General features: G+C 72.3%; 19 protein-coding genes. 9 read left to right on the top strand and 10 right to left on the bottom strand.

The window, feature by feature from the left end:
• Position 1 precedes the first annotated feature (1 nt).
• The 3 genes from ABD691_RS12120 to ABD691_RS12110 are packed head-to-tail and all read left to right on the top strand — an operon-like array spanning position 2 to position 3,500.
• Entirely contained in the window at positions 2-961 is a 960-nt protein-coding gene (locus ABD691_RS12120) for a dihydrodipicolinate synthase family protein (RefSeq protein ID WP_344679680.1), read from the top strand.
• Complete coding sequence (locus ABD691_RS12115) at positions 958-2,946, top strand: beta-galactosidase (protein WP_344679679.1); 1,989 nt, start codon at positions 958-960, stop codon at positions 2,944-2,946. Before ABD691_RS12120 ends, ABD691_RS12115 begins: the two co-directional genes overlap by 4 nt.
• Before the next feature lie 56 nt (positions 2,947-3,002).
• Positions 3,003-3,500: an XdhC family protein gene (locus tag ABD691_RS12110; RefSeq protein ID WP_344679677.1), complete on the top strand. Its 498-nt coding sequence runs from the start codon at positions 3,003-3,005 to the stop codon at positions 3,498-3,500.
• A 4-nt stretch (positions 3,501-3,504) separates the two neighbouring features.
• Here the strand turns inward: ABD691_RS12110 and ABD691_RS12105 are convergent, their stop codons facing one another.
• A complete protein-coding gene (locus tag ABD691_RS12105; RefSeq protein ID WP_344679676.1) occupies positions 3,505-4,278 on the bottom strand; it encodes a tetratricopeptide repeat protein in 774 nt (257 codons plus the stop codon).
• Between the two features lie 122 nt (positions 4,279-4,400).
• Positions 4,401-4,544 (bottom strand): hypothetical protein, encoded by a 144-nt coding sequence (locus ABD691_RS12100; RefSeq protein WP_344679675.1) that lies wholly within the window; start codon positions 4,542-4,544, stop codon positions 4,401-4,403.
• Between the two features lie 174 nt (positions 4,545-4,718).
• Between ABD691_RS12100 and ABD691_RS12095 the strand changes: the two genes are divergently transcribed.
• Positions 4,719-5,399, top strand: coding sequence for a FadR/GntR family transcriptional regulator (locus tag ABD691_RS12095; RefSeq protein WP_344679674.1), 681 nt, complete (start codon positions 4,719-4,721; stop codon positions 5,397-5,399).
• Here ABD691_RS12095 and ABD691_RS12090 read toward each other — a convergent pair.
• The 4 genes from ABD691_RS12090 to ABD691_RS12075 all read right to left on the bottom strand — a co-directional run bounded on the left by ABD691_RS12090 (position 5,390) and on the right by ABD691_RS12075 (position 10,339).
• Entirely contained in the window at positions 5,390-5,950 is a 561-nt protein-coding gene (locus tag ABD691_RS12090; RefSeq protein WP_344679673.1) for a TIGR03086 family metal-binding protein, read from the bottom strand. The genes ABD691_RS12095 and ABD691_RS12090 overlap by 10 nt on opposite strands.
• A 1-nt stretch (position 5,951) precedes the next feature.
• Complete coding sequence (locus ABD691_RS12085) at positions 5,952-6,440, bottom strand: SRPBCC family protein (protein WP_344679672.1); 489 nt, start codon at positions 6,438-6,440, stop codon at positions 5,952-5,954.
• A complete protein-coding gene (locus ABD691_RS12080; RefSeq protein ID WP_344679671.1) occupies positions 6,437-6,802 on the bottom strand; it encodes an ArsR/SmtB family transcription factor in 366 nt (121 codons plus the stop codon). Before ABD691_RS12080 ends, ABD691_RS12085 begins: the two co-directional genes overlap by 4 nt.
• 258 nt (positions 6,803-7,060) lie before the next feature.
• Positions 7,061-10,339 (bottom strand): arabinosyltransferase domain-containing protein, encoded by a 3,279-nt coding sequence (locus ABD691_RS12075; protein WP_344679670.1) that lies wholly within the window; start codon positions 10,337-10,339, stop codon positions 7,061-7,063.
• A 260-nt stretch (positions 10,340-10,599) separates the two neighbouring features.
• Here ABD691_RS12075 and ABD691_RS12070 point away from each other — a divergent pair, with 260 nt between their 5' ends.
• From ABD691_RS12070 to ABD691_RS12055, 4 genes are read left to right on the top strand one after another with little or no spacing between them, the layout of a single operon-like run.
• On the top strand, positions 10,600-11,007 hold the full coding sequence (locus ABD691_RS12070) for a DUF4383 domain-containing protein (RefSeq protein ID WP_344679669.1): 408 nt from the start codon (positions 10,600-10,602) through the stop codon (positions 11,005-11,007).
• Between the two features lie 33 nt (positions 11,008-11,040).
• Entirely contained in the window at positions 11,041-12,432 is a 1,392-nt protein-coding gene (locus tag ABD691_RS12065) for a hypothetical protein (RefSeq protein WP_344679668.1), read from the top strand.
• Between the two features lie 50 nt (positions 12,433-12,482).
• Entirely contained in the window at positions 12,483-14,819 is a 2,337-nt protein-coding gene (locus tag ABD691_RS12060; protein WP_344679667.1) for a xanthine dehydrogenase family protein molybdopterin-binding subunit, read from the top strand.
• A gap of 4 nt (positions 14,820-14,823) precedes the next feature.
• The gene (locus ABD691_RS12055; RefSeq protein WP_344679666.1) at positions 14,824-15,159 is read left to right on the top strand and encodes a hypothetical protein; all 336 of its coding nucleotides are present in this window, start codon (positions 14,824-14,826) and stop codon (positions 15,157-15,159) included.
• Between the two features lies 1 nt (position 15,160).
• Here ABD691_RS12055 and ABD691_RS12050 read toward each other — a convergent pair whose 3' ends face one another.
• The 3 genes from ABD691_RS12050 to ABD691_RS12040 form a co-directional block, all read right to left on the bottom strand.
• Complete coding sequence (locus ABD691_RS12050; protein WP_344679665.1) at positions 15,161-15,763, bottom strand: TetR/AcrR family transcriptional regulator; 603 nt, start codon at positions 15,761-15,763, stop codon at positions 15,161-15,163.
• Positions 15,764-15,766: 3 nt separating this feature from the next.
• Positions 15,767-16,462, bottom strand: coding sequence for a YqeB family protein (locus ABD691_RS12045; RefSeq protein ID WP_344679664.1), 696 nt, complete (start codon positions 16,460-16,462; stop codon positions 15,767-15,769).
• A 68-nt stretch (positions 16,463-16,530) separates the two neighbouring features.
• The gene (locus ABD691_RS12040; RefSeq protein ID WP_344679663.1) at positions 16,531-17,028 is read right to left on the bottom strand and encodes a CGNR zinc finger domain-containing protein; all 498 of its coding nucleotides are present in this window, start codon (positions 17,026-17,028) and stop codon (positions 16,531-16,533) included.
• Between the two features lie 81 nt (positions 17,029-17,109).
• Between ABD691_RS12040 and ABD691_RS12035 the strand changes: the two genes are divergently transcribed.
• Complete coding sequence (locus tag ABD691_RS12035) at positions 17,110-17,913, top strand: alpha/beta fold hydrolase (RefSeq protein WP_344679662.1); 804 nt, start codon at positions 17,110-17,112, stop codon at positions 17,911-17,913.
• Between the two features lies 1 nt (position 17,914).
• Here the strand turns inward: ABD691_RS12035 and ABD691_RS12030 are convergent, their stop codons facing one another.
• Positions 17,915-18,694 (bottom strand): sugar phosphate isomerase/epimerase family protein, encoded by a 780-nt coding sequence (locus ABD691_RS12030; protein ID WP_344679661.1) that lies wholly within the window; start codon positions 18,692-18,694, stop codon positions 17,915-17,917.
• Positions 18,695-18,702 lie beyond the last annotated feature (8 nt).

Raw genomic sequence — 18,702 nt, 5'->3', positions numbered from 1 at the left:
GATGAGCGAGTCCGGCCGGGAACCCGAGATCCGCCTGGCGGGCGGGATCGTCCCGCCGCTGTGCACGCCGTTGACCCCGGAGCGCGAACTGGACGTGCCCTCGCTGGAGAAGCTCACCGGGCACCTGCTCGGCGCGGGCGTGCACGGCCTGTTCGTCACCGGTTCCACCGGCGAGGTCGGCTACCTGCCCGACCGCACCAGGCAGCGGGTGCTCGAAGTCGTGGCCGGGGTCGCGGCGGGCCAGGTCCCGGTGCTGGCCGGGGTCATCGACACCGCGACACCGCGGGTGATCGAGCACGCCCGCGCCGCGCTGGAGCACGGGGCCGACGCGCTGGTCGCGACCGCGCCGTTCTACGTCCCGACGCACCCCGCCGAGATCGCGGTGCACTTCCGCGAGATCCGCGCGGCCGTGGACCTCCCGCTGCTGGCCTACGACATCCCCGTGTCGGTGCACACCAAGCTGGCGCCTGCGACCGTCGCCGAGCTTGCCGAGGACGGCACGCTGGCCGGGTTCAAGGACTCCAGCGGCGACCTGGACGATCTCCGGTCCGTGCTGGAAACCGTTGACACCGAACGGTTCCTGGTGTTCAGCGGGTCCGAGACGATGGCCGACACCAGCCTGCGGCTGGGCGCGCACGGCCTGGTGCCCGGCCTCGGCAACGTCGATCCGGACGGCTACGTGCGGCTGCACCGGGCCGCGGGCGCGGGGGACTGGGCGCGGGCGGAGGCCGAGCAGGCGCGGCTGCGCAGGCTGTTCGAGGTGATCCGGGTGGGCGCGCGGCCGATGAGCCGGTACTCCTCGGCGATCGGCGCGTTCAAGGCCGGGCTGGTGCTGCGCGGCGTGATCGAGCACGGCACCACCAGCACCCCGATGATCCCGCTCGACGACGCGGAACTGGCCGAGGTGCGGCGGCTGCTCGTCGAGGCGGACCTGCTGACCGGAGGGAGCAACCAGTCATGACCGAACCCGAGTCCGTCACCAGGTTGCGGGCCAGGATCGGCGCGGTCGCCTACGGCGGCGACTACAACCCCGAGCAGTGGCCGCGGGAGGTGTGGCAGGAGGACGTCCGGCTGATGCGGGAGGCAGGCGTGTCGATGGTGACCGTCGGGATCTTCGGCTGGGCGCTGGTGGAACCGCGGCCGGGGGAGTTCGACTTCGGCTGGTTCGACGAGGTGCTGGACCTGCTGGCCGGAGGCGGGATCGCGGCGTCGGTCGCGACCATGACCGCCTCGCCGCCGCCGTGGCTGGGCCGCCTGCACCCCGAAACGCTGCCGCAGCGCGCCGACGGAACCGTGCTGTGGCCGGGCGGCAGGCAGGCGTTCTGCCCGTCCAGCCCGGTCTTCCGCGAACACGCGGCCCGGCTGGTGGAAAAGCTCGCCAACCGCTACGCCGAGCACCCCGCCCTGGCGCTGTGGCACATCGGCAACGAGTACGGCTGCCACGTGCGCCAGTGCTACTGCGACACCTCGGCCGCGGCCTTCCGCACCTGGCTGCGCGAGCGCTACGGCGACATCGCGGAGCTGAACCGGGCGTGGTCGACGAACTTCTGGTCGCAGCGCTACGACGACTTCGCCGAGGTGCTTCCGCCGCGCACGGCACCGACCTTCGCCAACCCCACGCAGCAGCTGGACTTCCACCGCTTCTCCTCGGACGCCCTGCTGGAGTTGCTGCGGATGGAGAAGGAGATCGTGCGCCGGGTGACCCCGGAGGTGCCGCTGACCACCAACCACGTCCCGCTGGCCAAGACGCTCGACCTGCACCGGTGGTCGTCCGAAGTGGACGTCGCCAGCTACGACTCGTACCCGGACCCGCACGATCCGCGGGCGCACGTCCTGGCCGGGCTGTCCTACGACGTGTTCCGGTCGCTGCGCGGCGGGCAGCCGTGGCTGCTGATGGAGCAGGCGCCGAGCGCGGTGAACTGGCGTCCCCGCAACGGTGCCAAGCAGCCGGGGCAGATGCGGCTGTGGAGCTGGCAGGCCGTCGCGCACGGCGCGGACGCGGTGCTGTTCTTCCAGTGGCGGCAGTCCGCGGGCGGCGCGGAGAAGTTCCACTCCGCGATGGTCCCGCACGGCGGGCCGGAGACCCGCACGTTCCGCGAGGTCGCCGAGCTCGGCCGGGAACTGGCCGCGGTGGGGGAGCTGGCGGGTTCCCGCTCGGACAACGACGTCGCGCTGGTGCTGGACTGGGACAGCTGGTGGGCCCTGGAGCTGGACGCCCGGCCCTCGCGGCTGAGCCAGGTCGACGCGCTGCTCGCGCACTACGGGCCGCTGTTCGACGCCAACATCGGTTGCGACGTGGTGCATCCGGACCGGGACCTGTCGTCGTACCGGCTCGTCCTCGTGCCGAACCTGTACCTGCTGCGGGACAAGACCGCGGCGAACCTCGCGGACTTCGTGCGGAGCGGCGGAAACCTGCTGGTGTCGTTCTTCTCCGGGATCGTCGACGAGGACGACCGGGTCCACCTCGGCGGCTATCCGGCGCCGCTGCGGTCGGTGCTGGGGCTGCGGATTCCGGAGTTCTGGCCGCTGGCCGAGGACGACGACGTCGCCGTCGAGGTGTTCGGCCGCCGGGCGCGCGGAGCGGTGTGGTCGGAGCAGATCGAGCCGGAGGGCGCGACCGTCGCCGGGACCTTCGAGTCCGGTCCGCTCGCGGGCGGTCCGGCGCTGACCCGGCACGCCCACGGCGAGGGCACCGCCTGGTACCTCGGCACCCGGCTGGACGCCGAGGCGATGCGCGAGGTGCTGGACCGCGTCGCGGCGGAGGCGGGCGTCCGGCCGGTGCTGGCGGACCTGCCCGCCGGGGTGCAGGCCACCAGGAGGGGCGATTTCCTGTTCCTGCTCAACCACAACCCGTTCCCCGTGCGCACCGGCGTTGACGCCGAGGACCTGCTCGGCGGCCGGGCGGACTCGCTGCCCGCGCACGGGGTTGCCGCGGTCCGGGTATGACTGTGGTCCGGGGCTGAGTGCTGGTCCCGGTCCGGGGCGGCTGCGAAACTGGTCGCATGACTGACGCCTGCGAAGTCGCCCACGGTACGGCGGAGGCCGCGACCGAACACCGCACGCTGGTCGCGGTGTTCGCGTCGCCGGTCGCGGAGGTCCTGCTCCGGTACGCCCCCGACCTCGGGTACCGGCCGGTGCTGGTCGAGCCCGACGCCGAGCGCGCCGACGGGGCCGGGATCCCGGCGGAAGCGGTGGTCGGGGAGCTCGACGGCAGCGCCGACGTCGTCGTCACCGACCACCACCGGCCCGAGCTCGGGGCCGTCCTGCGCGACGTGCTCGCGCACCCCGTCCGCTGGGTCGGGGTGCTGGGCAACCCGCGGCACGAGGGACCGCACGTGGCGGCCCTGCGCGAACTCGGCGTCGCGGACGCGGAGATCGCCCGGGTCCACCGCCCGGTCGGCCTCAACATCGGGTCCCGCACCCCGGCCGAGATCGCGGTGGCGACGCTGGCCGGGCTGCTCGCCGACCGCAACGGCAGGCCGGGCGGGTTCGAGTTCTAGGTCCTCACGGGCAGCGCGCGCGGCGTGCCTCGCAGGCGCGCAGCGCGGGATGGTCCGGCGCCAGCCGGGCGCGCATGATCGTCAGGGCGCGGTCCAGCGGCGCCCGGGCGTCGCCGCCCCGGCGAAGGCGCAGCAGCCCCAGGTTGCTCAGCGTGATCGCGACCGCGGGGTGGTGCGGCCCGAGCGCGCGCTCCTTGATCCGCAGGGATTCCTCGTAGCAGGCCGCGGCTTGGTCGACGTGGCCCGCGTCCTGCATCAGCGCGCCCAGATTTCCCAGCACGAACCCGGCTTCGCGATGATCGGTGCCGAAGATCTCCAGCGCTTCCCGGAACATCGCCTCGGCCTCGGCGTACCGGCCCAGTCCGTGCAGGATCGGCGCGAGAGCGGCAAGTTCGGCGGCCACGTCGGGGTGGTCCGGCGATCGGGAGGCGCGGCGGAGCTCCAGCGCGCGCCTCGCGTGCGGTTCGGCGGCGGCCATGTCGCCGCGGGCGTGGGCGAGTCCGCCGAGGTTGTGCGCCAGCACGGCGGTCTGCTCGGACGTCGGCCCGAGCGCCACCGCTCTGCGGTACGCGGACTCGCCCTCGTCGAACAGGCCCGCGAACTTGCAGGAAACGCCCCAGTCGTTGAGGAAGGCGATCAGCGCCGGATCGCGGTTGCGCGTCGCGATCGCCGCCGCGGCACGATGCCACCGCGCGGCGCGGACGTACCGGCCCCGCTCCCGTTCGCGGACGGCGAGCGCCCGAAGCGCGCCCGCCGTCCACCGTCGCCCGTTGCCCACTCCGGACTAAAGGACGGTTTCGTTGTGGTTGTAGCTGAGTCCGGCGTGGGCGAGCGGCCCGAACGTCAGGAACGCCGGAAGCGCGACGACGATGCCCGCCGTCACGCGGCGCCACATGTTCTTCATGGCGATTCCTCCTGCTGCGGTTGGAGAACTGTCTCGTTGTGGTTGAGGCTCAGCCTCGCGCTGGCGACCGGCTCGATCGCCAGGAAGGCCGGAACCGCGACGGCGATGCCGACCATCGCGCGCCGCCAAAGGCTCTTCATGGTTTCCTCCCTCTGTCGTGAGGTGCGACGAACGTTCGCAGGTCGGGAACCCTCCGGCGAGGGTGCGCGCCCCCGGATCGGCCGGGGCCCGCCCCCTCGCCCACCAGGGACATGGGACGTAGGATGTCCGCAAGGGCTAACCTGGGAACCCCGACGGGCGCGGAAGGAGCCGGGATGGCTGGTGGCGGCAGAGTGCTACAGGACCGGGTCGTGGACCTGATCCTCGAATCCGGCCTGCCACCGGGAGCGCCGCTGCCCAGCGAACCGCAGCTGATGGAGAAGCTCGGCGCCAGCCGCAACTCGATCCGCGAGACCCTGCGCGCCCTGCACACCCTGGGCATCGTCGACATCCGGCACGGCTACGGCACCTTCGTCGGCGAGGCCCCGGTCACCGCCCTGATGCCCGGGCTGCTGTTCCGGGCCAGGCAGTCGGCCCGCCAGGACGCCTCGGTGCTGGCCGACTTCATCCAGGTCCGGCGCATCCTGGAGACGGCGCTGATCGCCGAGGTGCCCCGGCACGCCGACGAGGAGTTCCTGGCCGAGCTGGAGGAGTGCGTCGCCGAGATCAGCACCGGTGACGTGGTCGAGGCCGACCGGCGGTTCCACCAGACCCTGTACCGCCCGGTGGGCAACGAGATCGCCGCGCAGCTCATCGACCTGTTCTGGACGGTCTACCACCGGGTCGAGGCCGAGATCGACCCGCCGGAGTGGGTGCGCGCCGAGATCGGCCGCGAGCACCAGCTGATCGTCGACTCGATCCGCTCCGGCGACGCCGGTGCGGCGGCCGAGGCGATGACCCAGCACTTCGCCGACATCGAACGCCGTTCCCGCCGCCTCACCGACCGTCAGGAGTAGCCGGGCAGCCAGGCCGGATCGCGGCCGATGAAGGCCATCAGCCGGTCCTGCGCGGAGGCCCCGTCGGCGACCGGCACGGCGGGACCGAACTGGCCGCTCTCGCGCAGCAGCCGGTCGATCGGCTCCATGGCCGCCAGCGCGGCGCGGCAGCGCTCCAGGCCCAGGTCGGGCTCGCGGCCGAGCGCCTTGGCGAGATCCCAGGAGTGCATCCAGACGTCGGCGGTGTAGAACTCGTCGATCGCCTCGTCCACGGGCTTGTCGCCGGTGTGCGGGTTGCTGAGCACCCGCCCTCCGGGGTCGTCGAGCACGGCCTGGACGTCGCTGACGTGCTGCCGCCACGCGGCGACCGGATCGGCGTCGACGTCCAGGGCCGGGAGCTCGATCCCCGCGCCCCGCAGGAATCCGCGGGACCACTCGACCAAGTGCTTCACGACGTCGAGCGCCGTCCACCCGGCGACCGGGCTGGGACGGGCCCAGTCGGCCGCCGAGGCGGACTCGACCAGCTCGGTGAACCGCGCCGCGTCGCGCGCGTGCCGTTGGGCCGGCGTCATCTCAGCTCTCCCGCGCGAGCAGTTCGTCGAGCTTCTCGTAGCCCTCCTTGACCCCGACCTCCATGCCGCTGGCCAGGACTCCGTCGCGGGTCTCGAAGTCCTCCACCACGCTCAGGATCCGCAGGCGGGTGCGCCCGCCCCCGAGCGCCTCGAAGGTCAGCGTCTCCAGCGCGACCCCGTCGGGCTCGCCCTCGTAGGTGAAGGTCCACACGATCCGCTCGTTCGGCCGCACCTCGTGGAAGCTGCCGAAGAAGGAGGCGATCTCCTCGCCGCCGCGGTCGTTGGCGAACGCCCACTCACCGCCAGTGCGCGCGTCCCACCGGAGGACCCGCGTGGTCAGCGAGCGCGGTCCGATCCAGCGGGCGTAGAGCTCGGGGTCGACGTGCGCGCGGAACACCCGCTCCGGAGCCGCGTCGAACTCCCGGACGATCTCGATGGTCGGGACGTCGGCGGGGGCGTTGATCTCGGTCTGGTGCCTGGTCGTGGTCATGACGCTTCCTCCGTGCGGTTCGGTTTCTGGTCCTCGTCGGCCATCCGGTCCAGCAGGGCGTCGAGGCGCTGGTAGCGCTCCTCGGCGGCTCGCCGGTAACGCTCGATCCACTTCGTCATCAGGTCGAACACCTCCGCGTCGAGGTGGACCGGCCGGCGTTGCGCGTCCCTGCTGCGGGTCACCAGCCCGGCTTCCTCCAACACCTTCACGTGCTTGGAGACCGCCTGCAGGCTCATGTCGTACGGCTCGGCCAGTTCGCCCACGGTCGCGTCGCCCTCGGCCAGCCGGGCCACCAGGTCGCGCCGGGTCGGGTCGGCCAGCGCCGCGAACGCCCGGTTGAGCCGCTCCGCGCTGTCGTTCACCGGAACTCCTCAACTTGTCGGTTGAATAAGAAGGTAGGCGCGTCGCGGGAGTGTTGTCAACCTGTCGGTTGAGAACGGATGGCCATGTGCGCGCTGGCCGCGTCATGCGGAGGGAACCCCCGCCACCGGAAACGGAGACCTCGCATTCGCCGCCCAAGTCCTGGCCGCTCCCGCCGTGAAACTTGCCCGGTAACGCAACGGGCGCGGAGTGCGGAACCGTGTCCGCACCCCGCGCCCGGAGCTACTGGTCCTTCCTAGCTACTGGTCCTCCTGGTCCGTGCTCTGCACGTCGCTGCGGTCGTTGGAGCTCGGCAGGTCGCCAGGGAGCTGGATGGTCTTGCTCATCGGCCCCGGCGACCACAGGCCCCAGTGCGTCTCCGGACGCACCCGCATCGCGGCCTCGGCGGGCAGCGCGTCGGGCACGTAGGGGTCGATCCGGTACAGCGAGCCCCAGTCCCTGGAGATGTCGTTCTTCAGGTACGTGGGCAGCTCGTGCGTTCCGGCCATGACGTTCATCCAGCCGAACGGGCCGCCCATGTCCGGCGACGACCAGCTCTGCCCGATGTCGCGGACCTCCCGGCCGCCCGCGATCCGGAAGCCCGGCGTCTCGGCGATCCCGTTGTGCAGACCGGGGATCTTCAGGCACGGGTGCACCAGCGCCGCGGGCCACTCCACGTAGGTCGGGGCGCCGCCGATGAAGTCGGTCATCCGGGTCAGCTTCGGCGCGCGCGGCGCCGACAGCGCCAGCCAGACCTCCGGCGCGAGCGCCTGGTCCTTGGCCACCAGCCGCAGCTTCGTCGCGCCCTTGGCGTCGCCGTCGACCAGCATCCGCGAGTCGCGCCAGTTCGGCGGCGCGCCCTGCGCGGTGGGCAGCGCCCTGCGCTCCATGATCTCGAAGCCCTGCGGGGTGTCGCGGCCGAACTCGACGACCGCCGAGTTCGGCTCGGCGTCGATGCCCGCGAGCGTGACCACCACCGGGACCTCGCCGCCCGCGGCGCGTTCCGGGATGTCGTACCACTCGGTGCGCAGCTCGCCGGTGCCCAGGCCCTCCGGGTCGAACGAGCCCCACACCGGGACGGCCGGGTCGCCGAAGCCGTGCGGCGGCGTCCAGTCCTGCTGGCCGGGCACCTCGGGATCGCTCGCGGGCACGCCCGGCTGCCGGAAGCCCTCGGACTTGGCCTTCAGGTAGTCGTCGGGGCGCTCCTGCTCGGCGTTGGGACGGGGCACCTTCAGCCCGGGCACGGCGTCGGCGGGCTGCTGCGCCGACACCGCGAGCACGCCGTCGCGCGGCTCGGACTCGACGTAGACGTAGTCCGACAGGCCGCAGCTGTTGCCCGCGAGCTGCTGGATGTTGTCCCCGCCGATGCTGTAGCTGCCCCACTGCTTCTGGATGACCTTGGCGAAGCTCGCCAGCTCACCGACCACCAGCAGCGCGCAGATGATCGCCAGCGGCGCGGTGCCGCGCTTGAGCGCCCGGCTGCGCTGCTCCATGTCCCTGACGTCGACGACCTTCGGGTTGTACTCGTCGATGCGCAGGTGCTCGACCAGCGCCACCACCGCCGCGACCGCGGCGATGCCCAGCAGCGCGGTGCTGGCCTGGAAACCCTTCAGCGACGGCGGTTTGTCGAACCACGGCACGCCCCAGCCGGAGACGTAGAACCAGCCGTTGGGGCCGGTGGCGGCGAAGGCGATGATCACCATCAGCCCGGCGAAGAACGCCGCCCGGTTGCGCCGCGACCGCAGCACCGTGCTGCTGGTCGCCAGCGCGGTCAGCGCGGCCAGCGCGCCGCCGAGCGCGGCGAACAGGCCGAAGTGGTGCGACCACTTGGTCGGCGTCACCACGAGCACCACGAACGACAGCGCGGTGACCGCCAGCAGCCGCCTGCTCGGGCCGAGCGCGGCACCCCGGATCCGGCCGCGCCGCAGCAGCATCACGCCGCAGGTGGCCAGGCACAGGATGACCAGCAGCACCGGCCACCGGCGTACCAGCGAGCCGTCCGGGGTCGGGTTGAACAGCAGGTTGTAGCGGTTGAGCTCCTGGTACCAGTGGTCGTTGGGGCCCAGCTCCTGGCGGATGTCGGTGGCGTCCCGGACGGCCTGGAAGGTCTGGTCGGAGAACACCACCGCCAGGATCACGAACCCGCAGCAGGCGATCGGCGCCAGCACCGGCAGCCACCCGAACTGCCGGGCCCGGCTGCGCACCAGCCGGAACAGCGGCTTGATCGCCGCGACGTAGGGCAGCACCGCGACCAGGCCGGTCGGCCCCGCGCCGACCGCGAGCGCGGCCACCACCAGGCCCAGCGCGGCGGGCAGCAGCCGCCGGGTCGCGACCGCCCGCTCCACCGCGCACAGCGCGAGCAGCGAGAACAGCACCACGACCGGCTCGGAACGCAGGCCGTTGTTGTAGGGCATCCAGAACGCGAGGAACACCGCGGCGGCGGCCCAGCCCGCGGCGTTGCTCCGCCGGACCTGCTGGCCGAGCCTGGGCAGCACCTCGCGGCTGATCAGCAGCCAGCTCACGATGCCCATCAGCAGCGCGGGCAGCCGCACCCACGGCGTGGCGGTCGAGACCTGCACCCACAACGAGTACAGCTCGTAGAACCAGCCGAACGGCGCCTCCGGCACCGCGAACCAGCGGTAGTAGTTGGTGATGTAGTCGGCTTCCGCGCGGGCGCGGGCGATCGACAGGATGTAGCCGTCGTCGGAGGTCATCGCTCCGATGAGCCACCACACGACGAGCGCGAACACCACCGCGCCGTCCCGGAACGTCGGCTTCCACCAGCCGGGCGGCGCCAGCCTCGGGGGCCTGCGGCCCGCCCGCCGGTCCAAGCGGCGCAGGGTCACCACGCAGCCGGCGAAGGCCAGCACCGCGAGCACCATCACGACGATCTTCAGCACCGTCGGGGTGCTCTCGTAGCGGGTGTCGACCGTGGCCTCGAACGACACGCCCTGGATGTTGTCCACGGCGGCGTCGAGGTCGGAGTAGATGCCGGTCAGCTGCGGGCGCTGGTCGTCGTTGACCTGCGCGATCTGCTGGGCGCCCACCGAGGCGGTGGTGCGGTGGCCGTCCGAGTGGACCTTGATCGAGCACTGCCCGCCCGGAACCGGCGCGGTGCCCAGCTGCTGGCCCTTCGACAGCAGCACCAGCCGCCCGTTGTCGACCTGCAGCTTCAGCCCGGTGACGTTGCCGTAGTCCGAGCCGGGCGGCGTCGTGCTGATCAGCGTGCCGTGCCCGTCGCTGCGGGTGTCCAGGGCGCGGGCGGTCTCGCACGGCACGGCCGCGTCGATCCGGATCGGCGAGAAGGTGGTCAACGGCGCCGACACCGCGCGGGTGCCCTGGTCGGTCGGCCACTTCAGGGTGGTGATCTCGAAGCTGACCGGCAGGAACGGCACCGCTAGCGCCAGCACGGTGCCGATCACCCCGAGGATCGAGGCGATCACCCGCAGTTTTCGGGCAGCGGGATCCCGCTTCGGGGGAGGCGCCGCGGCCGGCTGGTCTTCGGGACTCGTGGTGTCGTCCTTGCCCGCACTAAGCACACGAGAAAAATAGTCGCTGCACGCCCTGTGATCTGCAGGGCATCCGGGATGTCGCAACCCCGATCGGGGGTCGGATGCCCTACCCTGCGCAGTTCAGCTTTCTCTCAGCTTCCCGTAACCGGTTAGTGACATCACCCGACCGGACCTGTGCTGAACACTCGGTGCAGCGCACACGCCACGCGCAGTGCACCCCGGGCCCCGACGGGAGTGTCCATAGTGGATGGATGTTTCGGAGGTCCGCTCCCGGGCACCCGACTGGCGTGGAGCCGGTGCTGTGGCGTTCGGTGATCAGCGTGGAGGGACTCGGCCTGGTGCTGCTCAGCGGAGCCGGGCTGCTGATGACCGTGCCGTCCCAGCCCACCGACGAGGTCACGGTGCTGTTCCTGCCGCTGAACCCGGTGCACAGCGGACTGCTGCTGGTCGCGGGCGTGCTGGCGGCGATCGCCGCCCGGTGGTGCCGGGGCCTGGCCGTGTTCGCCGCGGCGCAGGCGGCCGGCTTCGCCGCGCTCTGCTGCTACGGCTCGGCGGACAAGGCGAGCACGGTGTTCCTGCTGGATCCGCCGGAGACGTTCCTGCACGCGGCGCTCGCGTTCGCCGGGTTCGTCACCCTCTGCGGCCTGACCGCGGCCCGGCCGCGAGGTGTCGCGCAGCGCGCTCCCGGGTACTGAAAGGGCTTCGACGCACCTGCTCGGGAGACGGTGATGAAACCCGGACGCGCGGTCGCCTCCTTCGACTCGGCCACCGGCATGCTGCGAGCGCTGTCGCGCTACCTCGCCGGGTACGACGTCCCGGCGATGGGGGCGGTCTCCGGCGCCTGGGAGCCGGTGCTGTCGGCGGCGCTCGGCGGGGTCAACCACCTGCCGCGCCGGCTCGCCGACCAGATCTACGCGATCAGCGGGGTGTCGGAGGCGGTGCCGCGCGACCGGGTCGGCGAGATCGACTCCGAGGCCATCGCCTCCTGGCTGGTCGAGCACTACCCGAAGCGGCGCTACCCGGTGGTGTTCGTCGGCTCGTCCAACGGCGCGCTGGTCCACCTCGCCGCCGCGCTGGACGCGCCGTGGCTGCCGCAGACGCTGCTGATCCCGGTGCGGCGCGGGGGAGTCGACCGCGACGACCCGCGCACCGAGCGCGGCATGGGCGTCGAGCCGGGCCGGGCGCTGCTGGCGGCCAATCCGGACCTGGTGCTGCACCACATGCACGACCCGAACCAGGACCGGCTGATGATCGCCGGGATGTCGTACTTCCGCGTGAAGTGGCGGCGGCTGCCGCTGGCCTACCGGCGGTTCCTCCGCGAGCACCTGGCGCCGGGCGGGGTGCTGGTCAGCTCCGAGTGCGGGTTGCGGTGGCCGGTGACCAGGGTCGGGGACCGGCACCTGTTCCAGTTCGGCGCGCTCGGCGGAGCGACGGCCGACGAGTACCACCGCGGCGGGCCGAGGGTGGCCGACCTGCTGGAGCGCTACGGCGCCACCCGGACCTCGTGGGACCCGCCGGAGGTCGACGGCACCGCGCCGGAAGCGGAGTGGGGGTTCGAACCGGAACTGCTGGAGGGGATGGCGGACCTGGCCGGGCAGGAGGGTTTCACCCTGCGGCGGCTGAGCTTCACCGAGCCGGAACGGCTGAGCCCGGTGGTCGCCGACCTGTACCGGCAGTGGTACGACCGCCGCGGGCTGCCCGGCAACCGGCTGCTGGCGGAGTGCTTCCTGCTGGTGGAACCGTGGTGGACGCTGCGGACGGGCTCGGTGCCGTTCTGGATGGCGTTCAGCACCGAGCAGTCGCACGCGGCCCTGCTGTCCTACCTGGAAGGTTCCCGGGCCTACGACGAGATCCGGATCATGCTGTTCTCCCACGGCGCGGAGTCGATCGGCCTCGCCGACATCCGCTCCTGGCGAGAACTCGCCGCGCACGCCCGCAGCTCCGGCGTCCTGCTGGGCGTCGACCAGCGCGCGTTCCCGCGCGACTTCGCCGGTCTCGTGCGCGCGCACCGCGAGCTCGCGCGCGTGCGCCCGCGCTACGCGATGCCCGAGCCGCTCGGTTTCGCGGAGGTGGAGCCGTTGCTGCGGCACGCGCCCGAAGTGGAGATCGCACCGGGGTGAGAGCGCGGTCAACCGCTGTGCCCCCGAACGGCCCCGGATAGGCTCGGATCATGGTGGGATCGCTGCTGGGGAACGAGGTTCCGAGGGTCGAAGACCCCGAACTCCTCCGCGGTCGCGGCAGTTACGTCGGAAACCTCGACATCGACGGAGCCCTGCACGTCGGTTTCGTGCGATCGCCGCTGGCGCACGCCCTGATCACCTCGATCGACGTCACCGAGGCGCTTGCGGCGCCCGGAGTCGTCGCCGCCTACACGGCGGCCGACCTGGACCTGCCGGTGCCGCGCCCGTTCATCGTGCTCAACCCGGAGTGCGCCCGTCCCGCGCTGGCCACCGACCGGGTCCGCTTCGCGGGCGAACCGGTGGTGGCGGTGGTCGGCGAGATCGAGGCGGCGGTCGCCGACGCGCTGGAGCTGGTCGACGTCGACTACGAGCCGCTGCCCGCGGTGGCCGATCCCGAGCGGGCGCTGGAACCCGATGCGCCCCAGCAGTTCCCCGCCCTCGGGTCCAACGTGGCCAAGGGCGAGCGCGACGCGGCGGGCGCCGAGGTGCTCGACGGCGCCGACGTCGTGGTCCGGCTGCGCATCGAGAACCAGCGGGTGGCCGTGGTTCCCATGGAGGGCAACGCGATCGCGGCGGTCCCCGGTGACGACGGCCTGACCGTCCACGTGTCGACGCAGATGCCGCACGGGCTGCGCGACTCGGTCTGCGACACCTTCGGACTCCCGGCCGAGCAGGTCCGGGTGATCGCCTCGCACGTCGGCGGCGCCTTCGGCGGCAAGGCGGGCCTCGGGGCCGAGCACGCGGTCGTGATCGGCGTCGCGCGCGAGCTCGGGCGCCCGGCGAAGTGGGTCGAGACCCGCTCGGAGAACATGCAGGCCATGCCGCACGGTCGCGCGCAGGTGCAGTACGCCGAGCTCGGCCTGCGCCGCGACGGCACGTTCGTCGGCCTGCGCTGCCGGGTGGTCGGCGACAGCGGCGCCTACGCCGGGTTCGGCGGCGTCCTGCCGCTGACCGCGACCCGGATGATGGCGCAGGGCGTGTACCGGATTCCCCGCATCGGCTACGACGCGGTGGCGGCGCTGACCAACACCACGCCGGTCGGCGCGTTCCGGGGCGCGGGACGGCCGGAGGCCACCGCGATGCTGGAGCGCCTGGTCGACCTCGCCGCCATCGAGCTGGACGTCGACCCGGCCGAGCTGCGCCGCCGGAACTTCCTCGCCCCGGAAGGGTTTCCGCACACCACGGCGGTCGGGACCGAGTACGACAGCGGCGACTACGACCGGCCGCTGACCGAGGCGCTGCGGCTGGCGGGCTACGACGACCTGCGCGCCGAGCAGGCCCGGCGCATCGAGGCGGGCGAGCACCTGCTGCTGGGCATCGGGCTGAGCACCTACGTCGAGATCACCGGCGGTGGCGGGGGAGAGTACGCCGAGGTCGAGGTGCACGACGACGGGCGCGCCACGATCAGGGTCGGCACCTCCTCCCACGGCCAGGGACACGCGACTTCGTTCGCGATGCTGGTCTCCGACGCGCTGGGCATCCCCATGGAGTCGATCGACTTCGTCCAGTCCGACACCGCGGCGGTCCCGCGCGGGGAGGGCACCGGGGGTTCCCGGTCGTTGCAGCTGGGCGGTAGCGCGGTGCGCCAGGCCGGGGAGCTGGTGCTGAAGCGGGCGAAGGAGCTGGCCGCGGAGCAGTTGGAAGCCGCGGTCGAGGACATCGAGCCGGTTGGCGGCGGGCTGGGCGTGGCGGGCGCGCCCGCGGCGCGGGTGAGCTGGCCGGAGCTCGTGGCGGCGGCCGACCGGCCGCTGGCCGAGCACGTGGACTTCAAGCCAGCGGGGGCGACGTTCCCGTTCGGCGCGCACGTGTCGGTCGTCGAGGTCGACGTGGAGACCGGGTTCGTGCGGCCGCTGCGCCACATCGCCGTCGACGACTGCGGCCGGGTGCTCAACCCGCTGATCGTGCGCGGCCAGCAGCACGGCGGCGTCGTGCAGGGCATGGCGCAGGCGCTGTGGGAGCAAATGTCCTTCGACGCGGACGGGAACCCGGAGACCGCGACGCTGGCCGACTACGCGATCCCGTCGGCCGCGGACGTCCCCGGGCTGGAGGTGGCGAGCACCGAGACGCCGACACCGCTGAACCCGTTGGGCGCCAAGGGAATCGGGGAGGCCGCCACGATCGGCGCCACACCGGCGGTGCAGAACGCGGTGGTGGACGCGTTGCGCCACCTGGGAGTCCGGCACGTCGACATGCCCGCCACCCCGCAGCGGGTGTGGGAGGCGATCCGGAACGCGCCGCCGCTGTGGAAGGAGCCTCCGGCCGTGTTCGACACCCTCCCGGTGCGCGGGGCCGAACGCGGCCCGGAAGCCGACCAGGCCGTCGTGTAGCCCGGTGACCGTCCACACCACCTACGGGACCGCAGCGCACAACGCGGGTGCGCTCGCACGGTTGATCGCCGGTCGCCTCGGCGTGGTCTTCGCCGAACACGACAGCTACTACCGAGGTGCCTACCTGCGCGCGGAAACCTCGTCCGGCGTGATCGAGATCCAGCCCAACGCGATCCCCGGTGACGACGGCGAAGACGACCTCTACGAGGCGCGGTACCCGGAGATTCCGACGCTGCTGCTCGTCGCGGCCGAACAGCCGGGCACGGCCGTCCACGCAGCCCTGGAATCCGTCGGCGATCTCCGGAAGCTCGCCGAGGAACCCGTGCCCGGCGACCGGTGACTCACGGCTCCACGCGCAGGAACCTGGTCAGGATCAGCTTCACGGTCGCCAGCTCCCGGTGCGGATCCAGGTCCGGCTCCATGCTCAGCCTGGCGTAGACCGAGTCGACCAGCGCGCTGATCCACCCCGTGGTCTGCCACAGGTCCAGCTCCGCGTCGATCCGGCCGTCGGCCACCGCCCGCTCCAGCAGCTCCACGAGCCCCTGCCGGACCTGGAAGTCGTTGCGCCCCAACTGCTCCGCGAGTTCCGGATCACGCGGGGCCTGCGCGATGACCTCGTTGACCAGGCCCGCGGCGCCCGGATCGTCGAGCAGCGGGCGGGTCATGTGCTCGACCAGCTCCAGCACCGCCGCCACGGGATCGGCGCTGTCGCGCACCTCGGCGATCCGGGCCTCGTTGTCGCGGGCGTCCTGCTCGAAGATCGCCCGGAAGATGGCCTTCTTGTTCGGGAAGTAGTGGAACAGGCTGCCCGAGCTGATCCCGGCGGTCCGGCAGATCTCGGCCGTGGTGGTCCGCTCGAAGCCCTTGCGGGAGAAGCAGTGCGCCGCGGCGGCGAGGATGTGCCGCCGCTTCGCCTCGTGCTTCACGGGATCAACGGTGCGCATGGATCACTCCTGCCCGACGGCCGGTCCCCGCCAGTACTGGTGCTTCTTCTCGTCGCGGACGAAGACGCCGGTCTTGCGCAGCTCCGCCCGCAGGCGCTTGACGTCGTCGGTCCTGCTCTTCTCCAGGGCGTGCTGGCGGGCGCGCAGGAGGGCGTTGGCCCGCTCGGAGATCCCCGGCACCCCGTCGACCCACAGCTGGTAGTCGGCGGCGTGCGGGTCGCCGTCGTCCGACCAGGAGTATCCGTGCTCGCGGAACGCCGTGCGGAGCCGGTCCGCGCTCAGGTCGGAGGTCTCCCGCGCCAGCTCGGCGCCGGCGTTGTCGAGGAGCACCAACTCCTTGCCGTCCACGAAGACCAGGCCCACCGAGGCGCGATCCGCGGACTCGGTCCTGTCGTCGCGCTTCCACTCGACCCGCTCGTCCGACACCGTGACCGCGAGCCGTCCGACCGCCCAGAGCAGGGCGAACGCCAGGCCGGCGAGCACGCCGAGTCCCATCGCGCCGAGCGTTCCCGCGGGTTCGGGGATCGATTGGAGCAGTTCGAAAGGCCCCTGCAACGGTGCCCACGGCAGCGAAACGACCCAGCCCGCCACCGCGCGCAGCAGCCACCCCAGGCCCGCTCCCAGCAGCGGGCAGACAATCCACGAGCCGTAGCGCACCAGCGCCGGCTCCACCACGACCGTTCCCGGCGTCCTCGTCATGCCGCCAATACTAGACCGCGTACTCGGTTTATTAATGACCTGGTCTGGGACGACTGGGAATTCCCAGGTCAGCGGCGCTTCCGGTAGGAGCGCATCTTGTGCCGCGCTCCGCAGATGCTCATGCTGCACCAGACGCTGTTGTTGGCGGGGGAGCGGTCGTAGTACAGCCAGCGGCAGTCGGGCGAGCGGCACACCTTCAGCCGCTCGCGGCGCCCCGCCAGTTCCTCGGTGGCCAGGGTCGCGAGCAGTTCGCCGATCACGGAGCCGTCGGTGGGGATCCGCACGCCGCTCTCGTCCCATTGCGGCGGCAGGAGGAACTTCCGCGCGAAGCGGTTCAGCGCGTCCGCCGCGCCGGACTCGATGTGGTCGCGGATCGCTTCGCGCAGGCGCACGAGTTCCTGTCGAGCGGGCTCGTCGATGTCGGCCGCGTAGCCGTTGTCGCGCAGCCAGCGGTTGGTGTCCTCGGGTGTGCCGAAGGCGTCCTCGTCGTAGAGGAACCGGGCCGAGTTGCAGAAGGACTCGATCTTCTCCAGTGCGCCGGGTGCGGCCGGCCGGTCGTATGCCACGAGAAAAACCTTACCGGCTGAGCGCCTTAGCTGGTAACGTTACTGACTGAGCTGATGAGACGGTAACGGGCAGGAGGCGTCATGGAGCTGACCGAGGTCTACGAGACGGGCCGAGGCGCGGTGCGGTGGACGAGCGTGGGTACGGGCAGTCCGGTCGTGCTGATGCACGGGACGCCGTTCTCCTCCTACGTGTGGCGCGACATCGCCGCAGGGCTCAGCGACCACCACACCGTCTACCTGTGGGACATGCTGGGATACGGCCGGTCCGACAAGCCCGAGGACGTCTCACTGGGCACGCAGCAGGAGGTGTTCACCGGCCTGCTCGGGCACTGGGGTCTCGACCGCCCGGCCGTGGTCGCCCACGACTTCGGCGGCGCGGTCGCGCTGCGCACCGCGCTGCTCGACGGCGTCCCGTACGACCGCCTCGCGCTGGTCGACGCGGTCAGCCTGCGGCCGTGGGGATCGGAGTTCTTCCGCCTGGTGCGCGACAACGCCGAGGTGTTCGCCGCGCTCCCGCCGCACCTGCACGAGGCGCTGGTGCGGCGGTACATTTCCACCGCGTGCCACCGGGAAATGCCCGGGGAAGTGCTCGACGCGCTCACCGCTCCCTGGCTCGGCGAGGCCGGGCAGCCGGCCTTCTACCGCCAGATCGCGCAGGCCGACGAGCGCTACACGCGGGAGGTCGAGGACCGCTACGGCGAGCTCGGGTGCCCAGTCGTGGTCGCTTGGGGGCGCGAGGATCGTTGGCTTCCGGCCGAGCACGCCGATCGGCTGGCCGCGCTGATTCCCGGCGCGCGGCAGGCTTGGATCGCGGATGCGGGGCATCTCGTGCAGCAGGATGCCCCCGGGCGGTTGATGGGGATCATCGCCGGCTTCCTGTCGTGACTCACTCCCAGCGCGTCAGGCCGGAATCCACCAGGGTCCGGGCGTTCGTGCCCAGCAGTTCGAACGGGTCCAGCTCGCTGGTGTCGATTTCGACCACGTGCCACCGAATCCCGTCCGTCACCGCCGCGTCGATCCGGACCCTGCCGGTGCCGATCGGGGTCTGGTGCGCGCCCGGCTCCGCCGGTCCGTCCTTCAGGTGCACGGCGGCCACCCGCTCGCCGAGTCCGGAAAGGACAGTCGCCGGGTCGGCTCCCGCCGCCACCGCCCAGTACACGTCGACCTCCGCCAGCAGGTCCTCACCCGCCCTGGACCAGAACCGGTCGTGGCCGGTGGTGCCGTCGGGCAGCGGGGCCCACTCGAACCAGTGGTTGTGGTAGCCGAGCCGGAGGCCGTGTCCGGCCGCGTTCCGCGCCAGCGTGCCGAGCGCGTCGGCGAAGGCGTCCACCCGGCTGGGGTCGGCGAAGGCGTCGGTGTCGAATCCCGGCACCAGTCGCGGATGCGGGATGAACGCCGTGTCGGCACCGAGGATTCCGCATTCCTCGGCCAGTTCCGCGACGTCGTCCGGCGCCGCGGCGTGCACGGCGGAGACCGCCAGGCCCGCCGCGTCGAGCTCGTCGCGCAGGGCTCGGGCGTCCGCGAGGCGCTCGGCCACCGTCCGTTCCGGCGCTCCGAGGCCGAAGGGCTCGACGTGGCGGAAGCCGATCGCGGCCAGCCGTGCCAGCGTCCCGGCGCGGTCGGCGGCGAGCTGGTCGCGGACGCTGTAGAGCTGGGCGGAAAGCATGGGACCTC

It is taken from the genome of Saccharopolyspora taberi, assembly GCF_039534165.1.
GTDB lineage: Bacteria > Actinomycetota > Actinomycetes > Mycobacteriales > Pseudonocardiaceae > Saccharopolyspora_D > Saccharopolyspora_D taberi.
The sequence above is the reverse complement of the archived record's forward strand: the minus strand, read 5'-3'. Positions and strand labels throughout refer to the sequence as shown.

What these genes read in the sequence shown, in the direction of transcription:
- ABD691_RS12120 (WP_344679680.1), top strand. Translation starts at nt 2, where the DNA reads ATGAGCGAGTCCGGCCGGGAACCCGAGATCCGCCTGGCGGGCGGGATC.
- ABD691_RS12115 (WP_344679679.1), top strand. Translation starts at nt 958, where the DNA reads ATGACCGAACCCGAGTCCGTCACCAGGTTGCGGGCCAGGATCGGCGCG.
- ABD691_RS12110 (WP_344679677.1), top strand. Translation starts at nt 3,003, where the DNA reads ATGACTGACGCCTGCGAAGTCGCCCACGGTACGGCGGAGGCCGCGACC.
- ABD691_RS12100 (WP_344679675.1), bottom strand. Translation starts at nt 4,544, where the DNA reads ATGAAGAGCCTTTGGCGGCGCGCGATGGTCGGCATCGCCGTCGCGGTT.
- ABD691_RS12095 (WP_344679674.1), top strand. Translation starts at nt 4,719, where the DNA reads ATGGCTGGTGGCGGCAGAGTGCTACAGGACCGGGTCGTGGACCTGATC.
- ABD691_RS12090 (WP_344679673.1), bottom strand. Translation starts at nt 5,950, where the DNA reads ATGACGCCGGCCCAACGGCACGCGCGCGACGCGGCGCGGTTCACCGAG.
- ABD691_RS12085 (WP_344679672.1), bottom strand. Translation starts at nt 6,440, where the DNA reads ATGACCACGACCAGGCACCAGACCGAGATCAACGCCCCCGCCGACGTC.
- ABD691_RS12065 (WP_344679668.1), top strand. Translation starts at nt 11,041, where the DNA reads ATGAAACCCGGACGCGCGGTCGCCTCCTTCGACTCGGCCACCGGCATG.
- ABD691_RS12060 (WP_344679667.1), top strand. Translation starts at nt 12,483, where the DNA reads ATGGTGGGATCGCTGCTGGGGAACGAGGTTCCGAGGGTCGAAGACCCC.
- ABD691_RS12050 (WP_344679665.1), bottom strand. Translation starts at nt 15,763, where the DNA reads ATGCGCACCGTTGATCCCGTGAAGCACGAGGCGAAGCGGCGGCACATC.
- ABD691_RS12045 (WP_344679664.1), bottom strand. Translation starts at nt 16,462, where the DNA reads ATGACGAGGACGCCGGGAACGGTCGTGGTGGAGCCGGCGCTGGTGCGC.
- ABD691_RS12035 (WP_344679662.1), top strand. Translation starts at nt 17,110, where the DNA reads ATGGAGCTGACCGAGGTCTACGAGACGGGCCGAGGCGCGGTGCGGTGG.
- ABD691_RS12030 (WP_344679661.1), bottom strand. Translation starts at nt 18,694, where the DNA reads ATGCTTTCCGCCCAGCTCTACAGCGTCCGCGACCAGCTCGCCGCCGAC.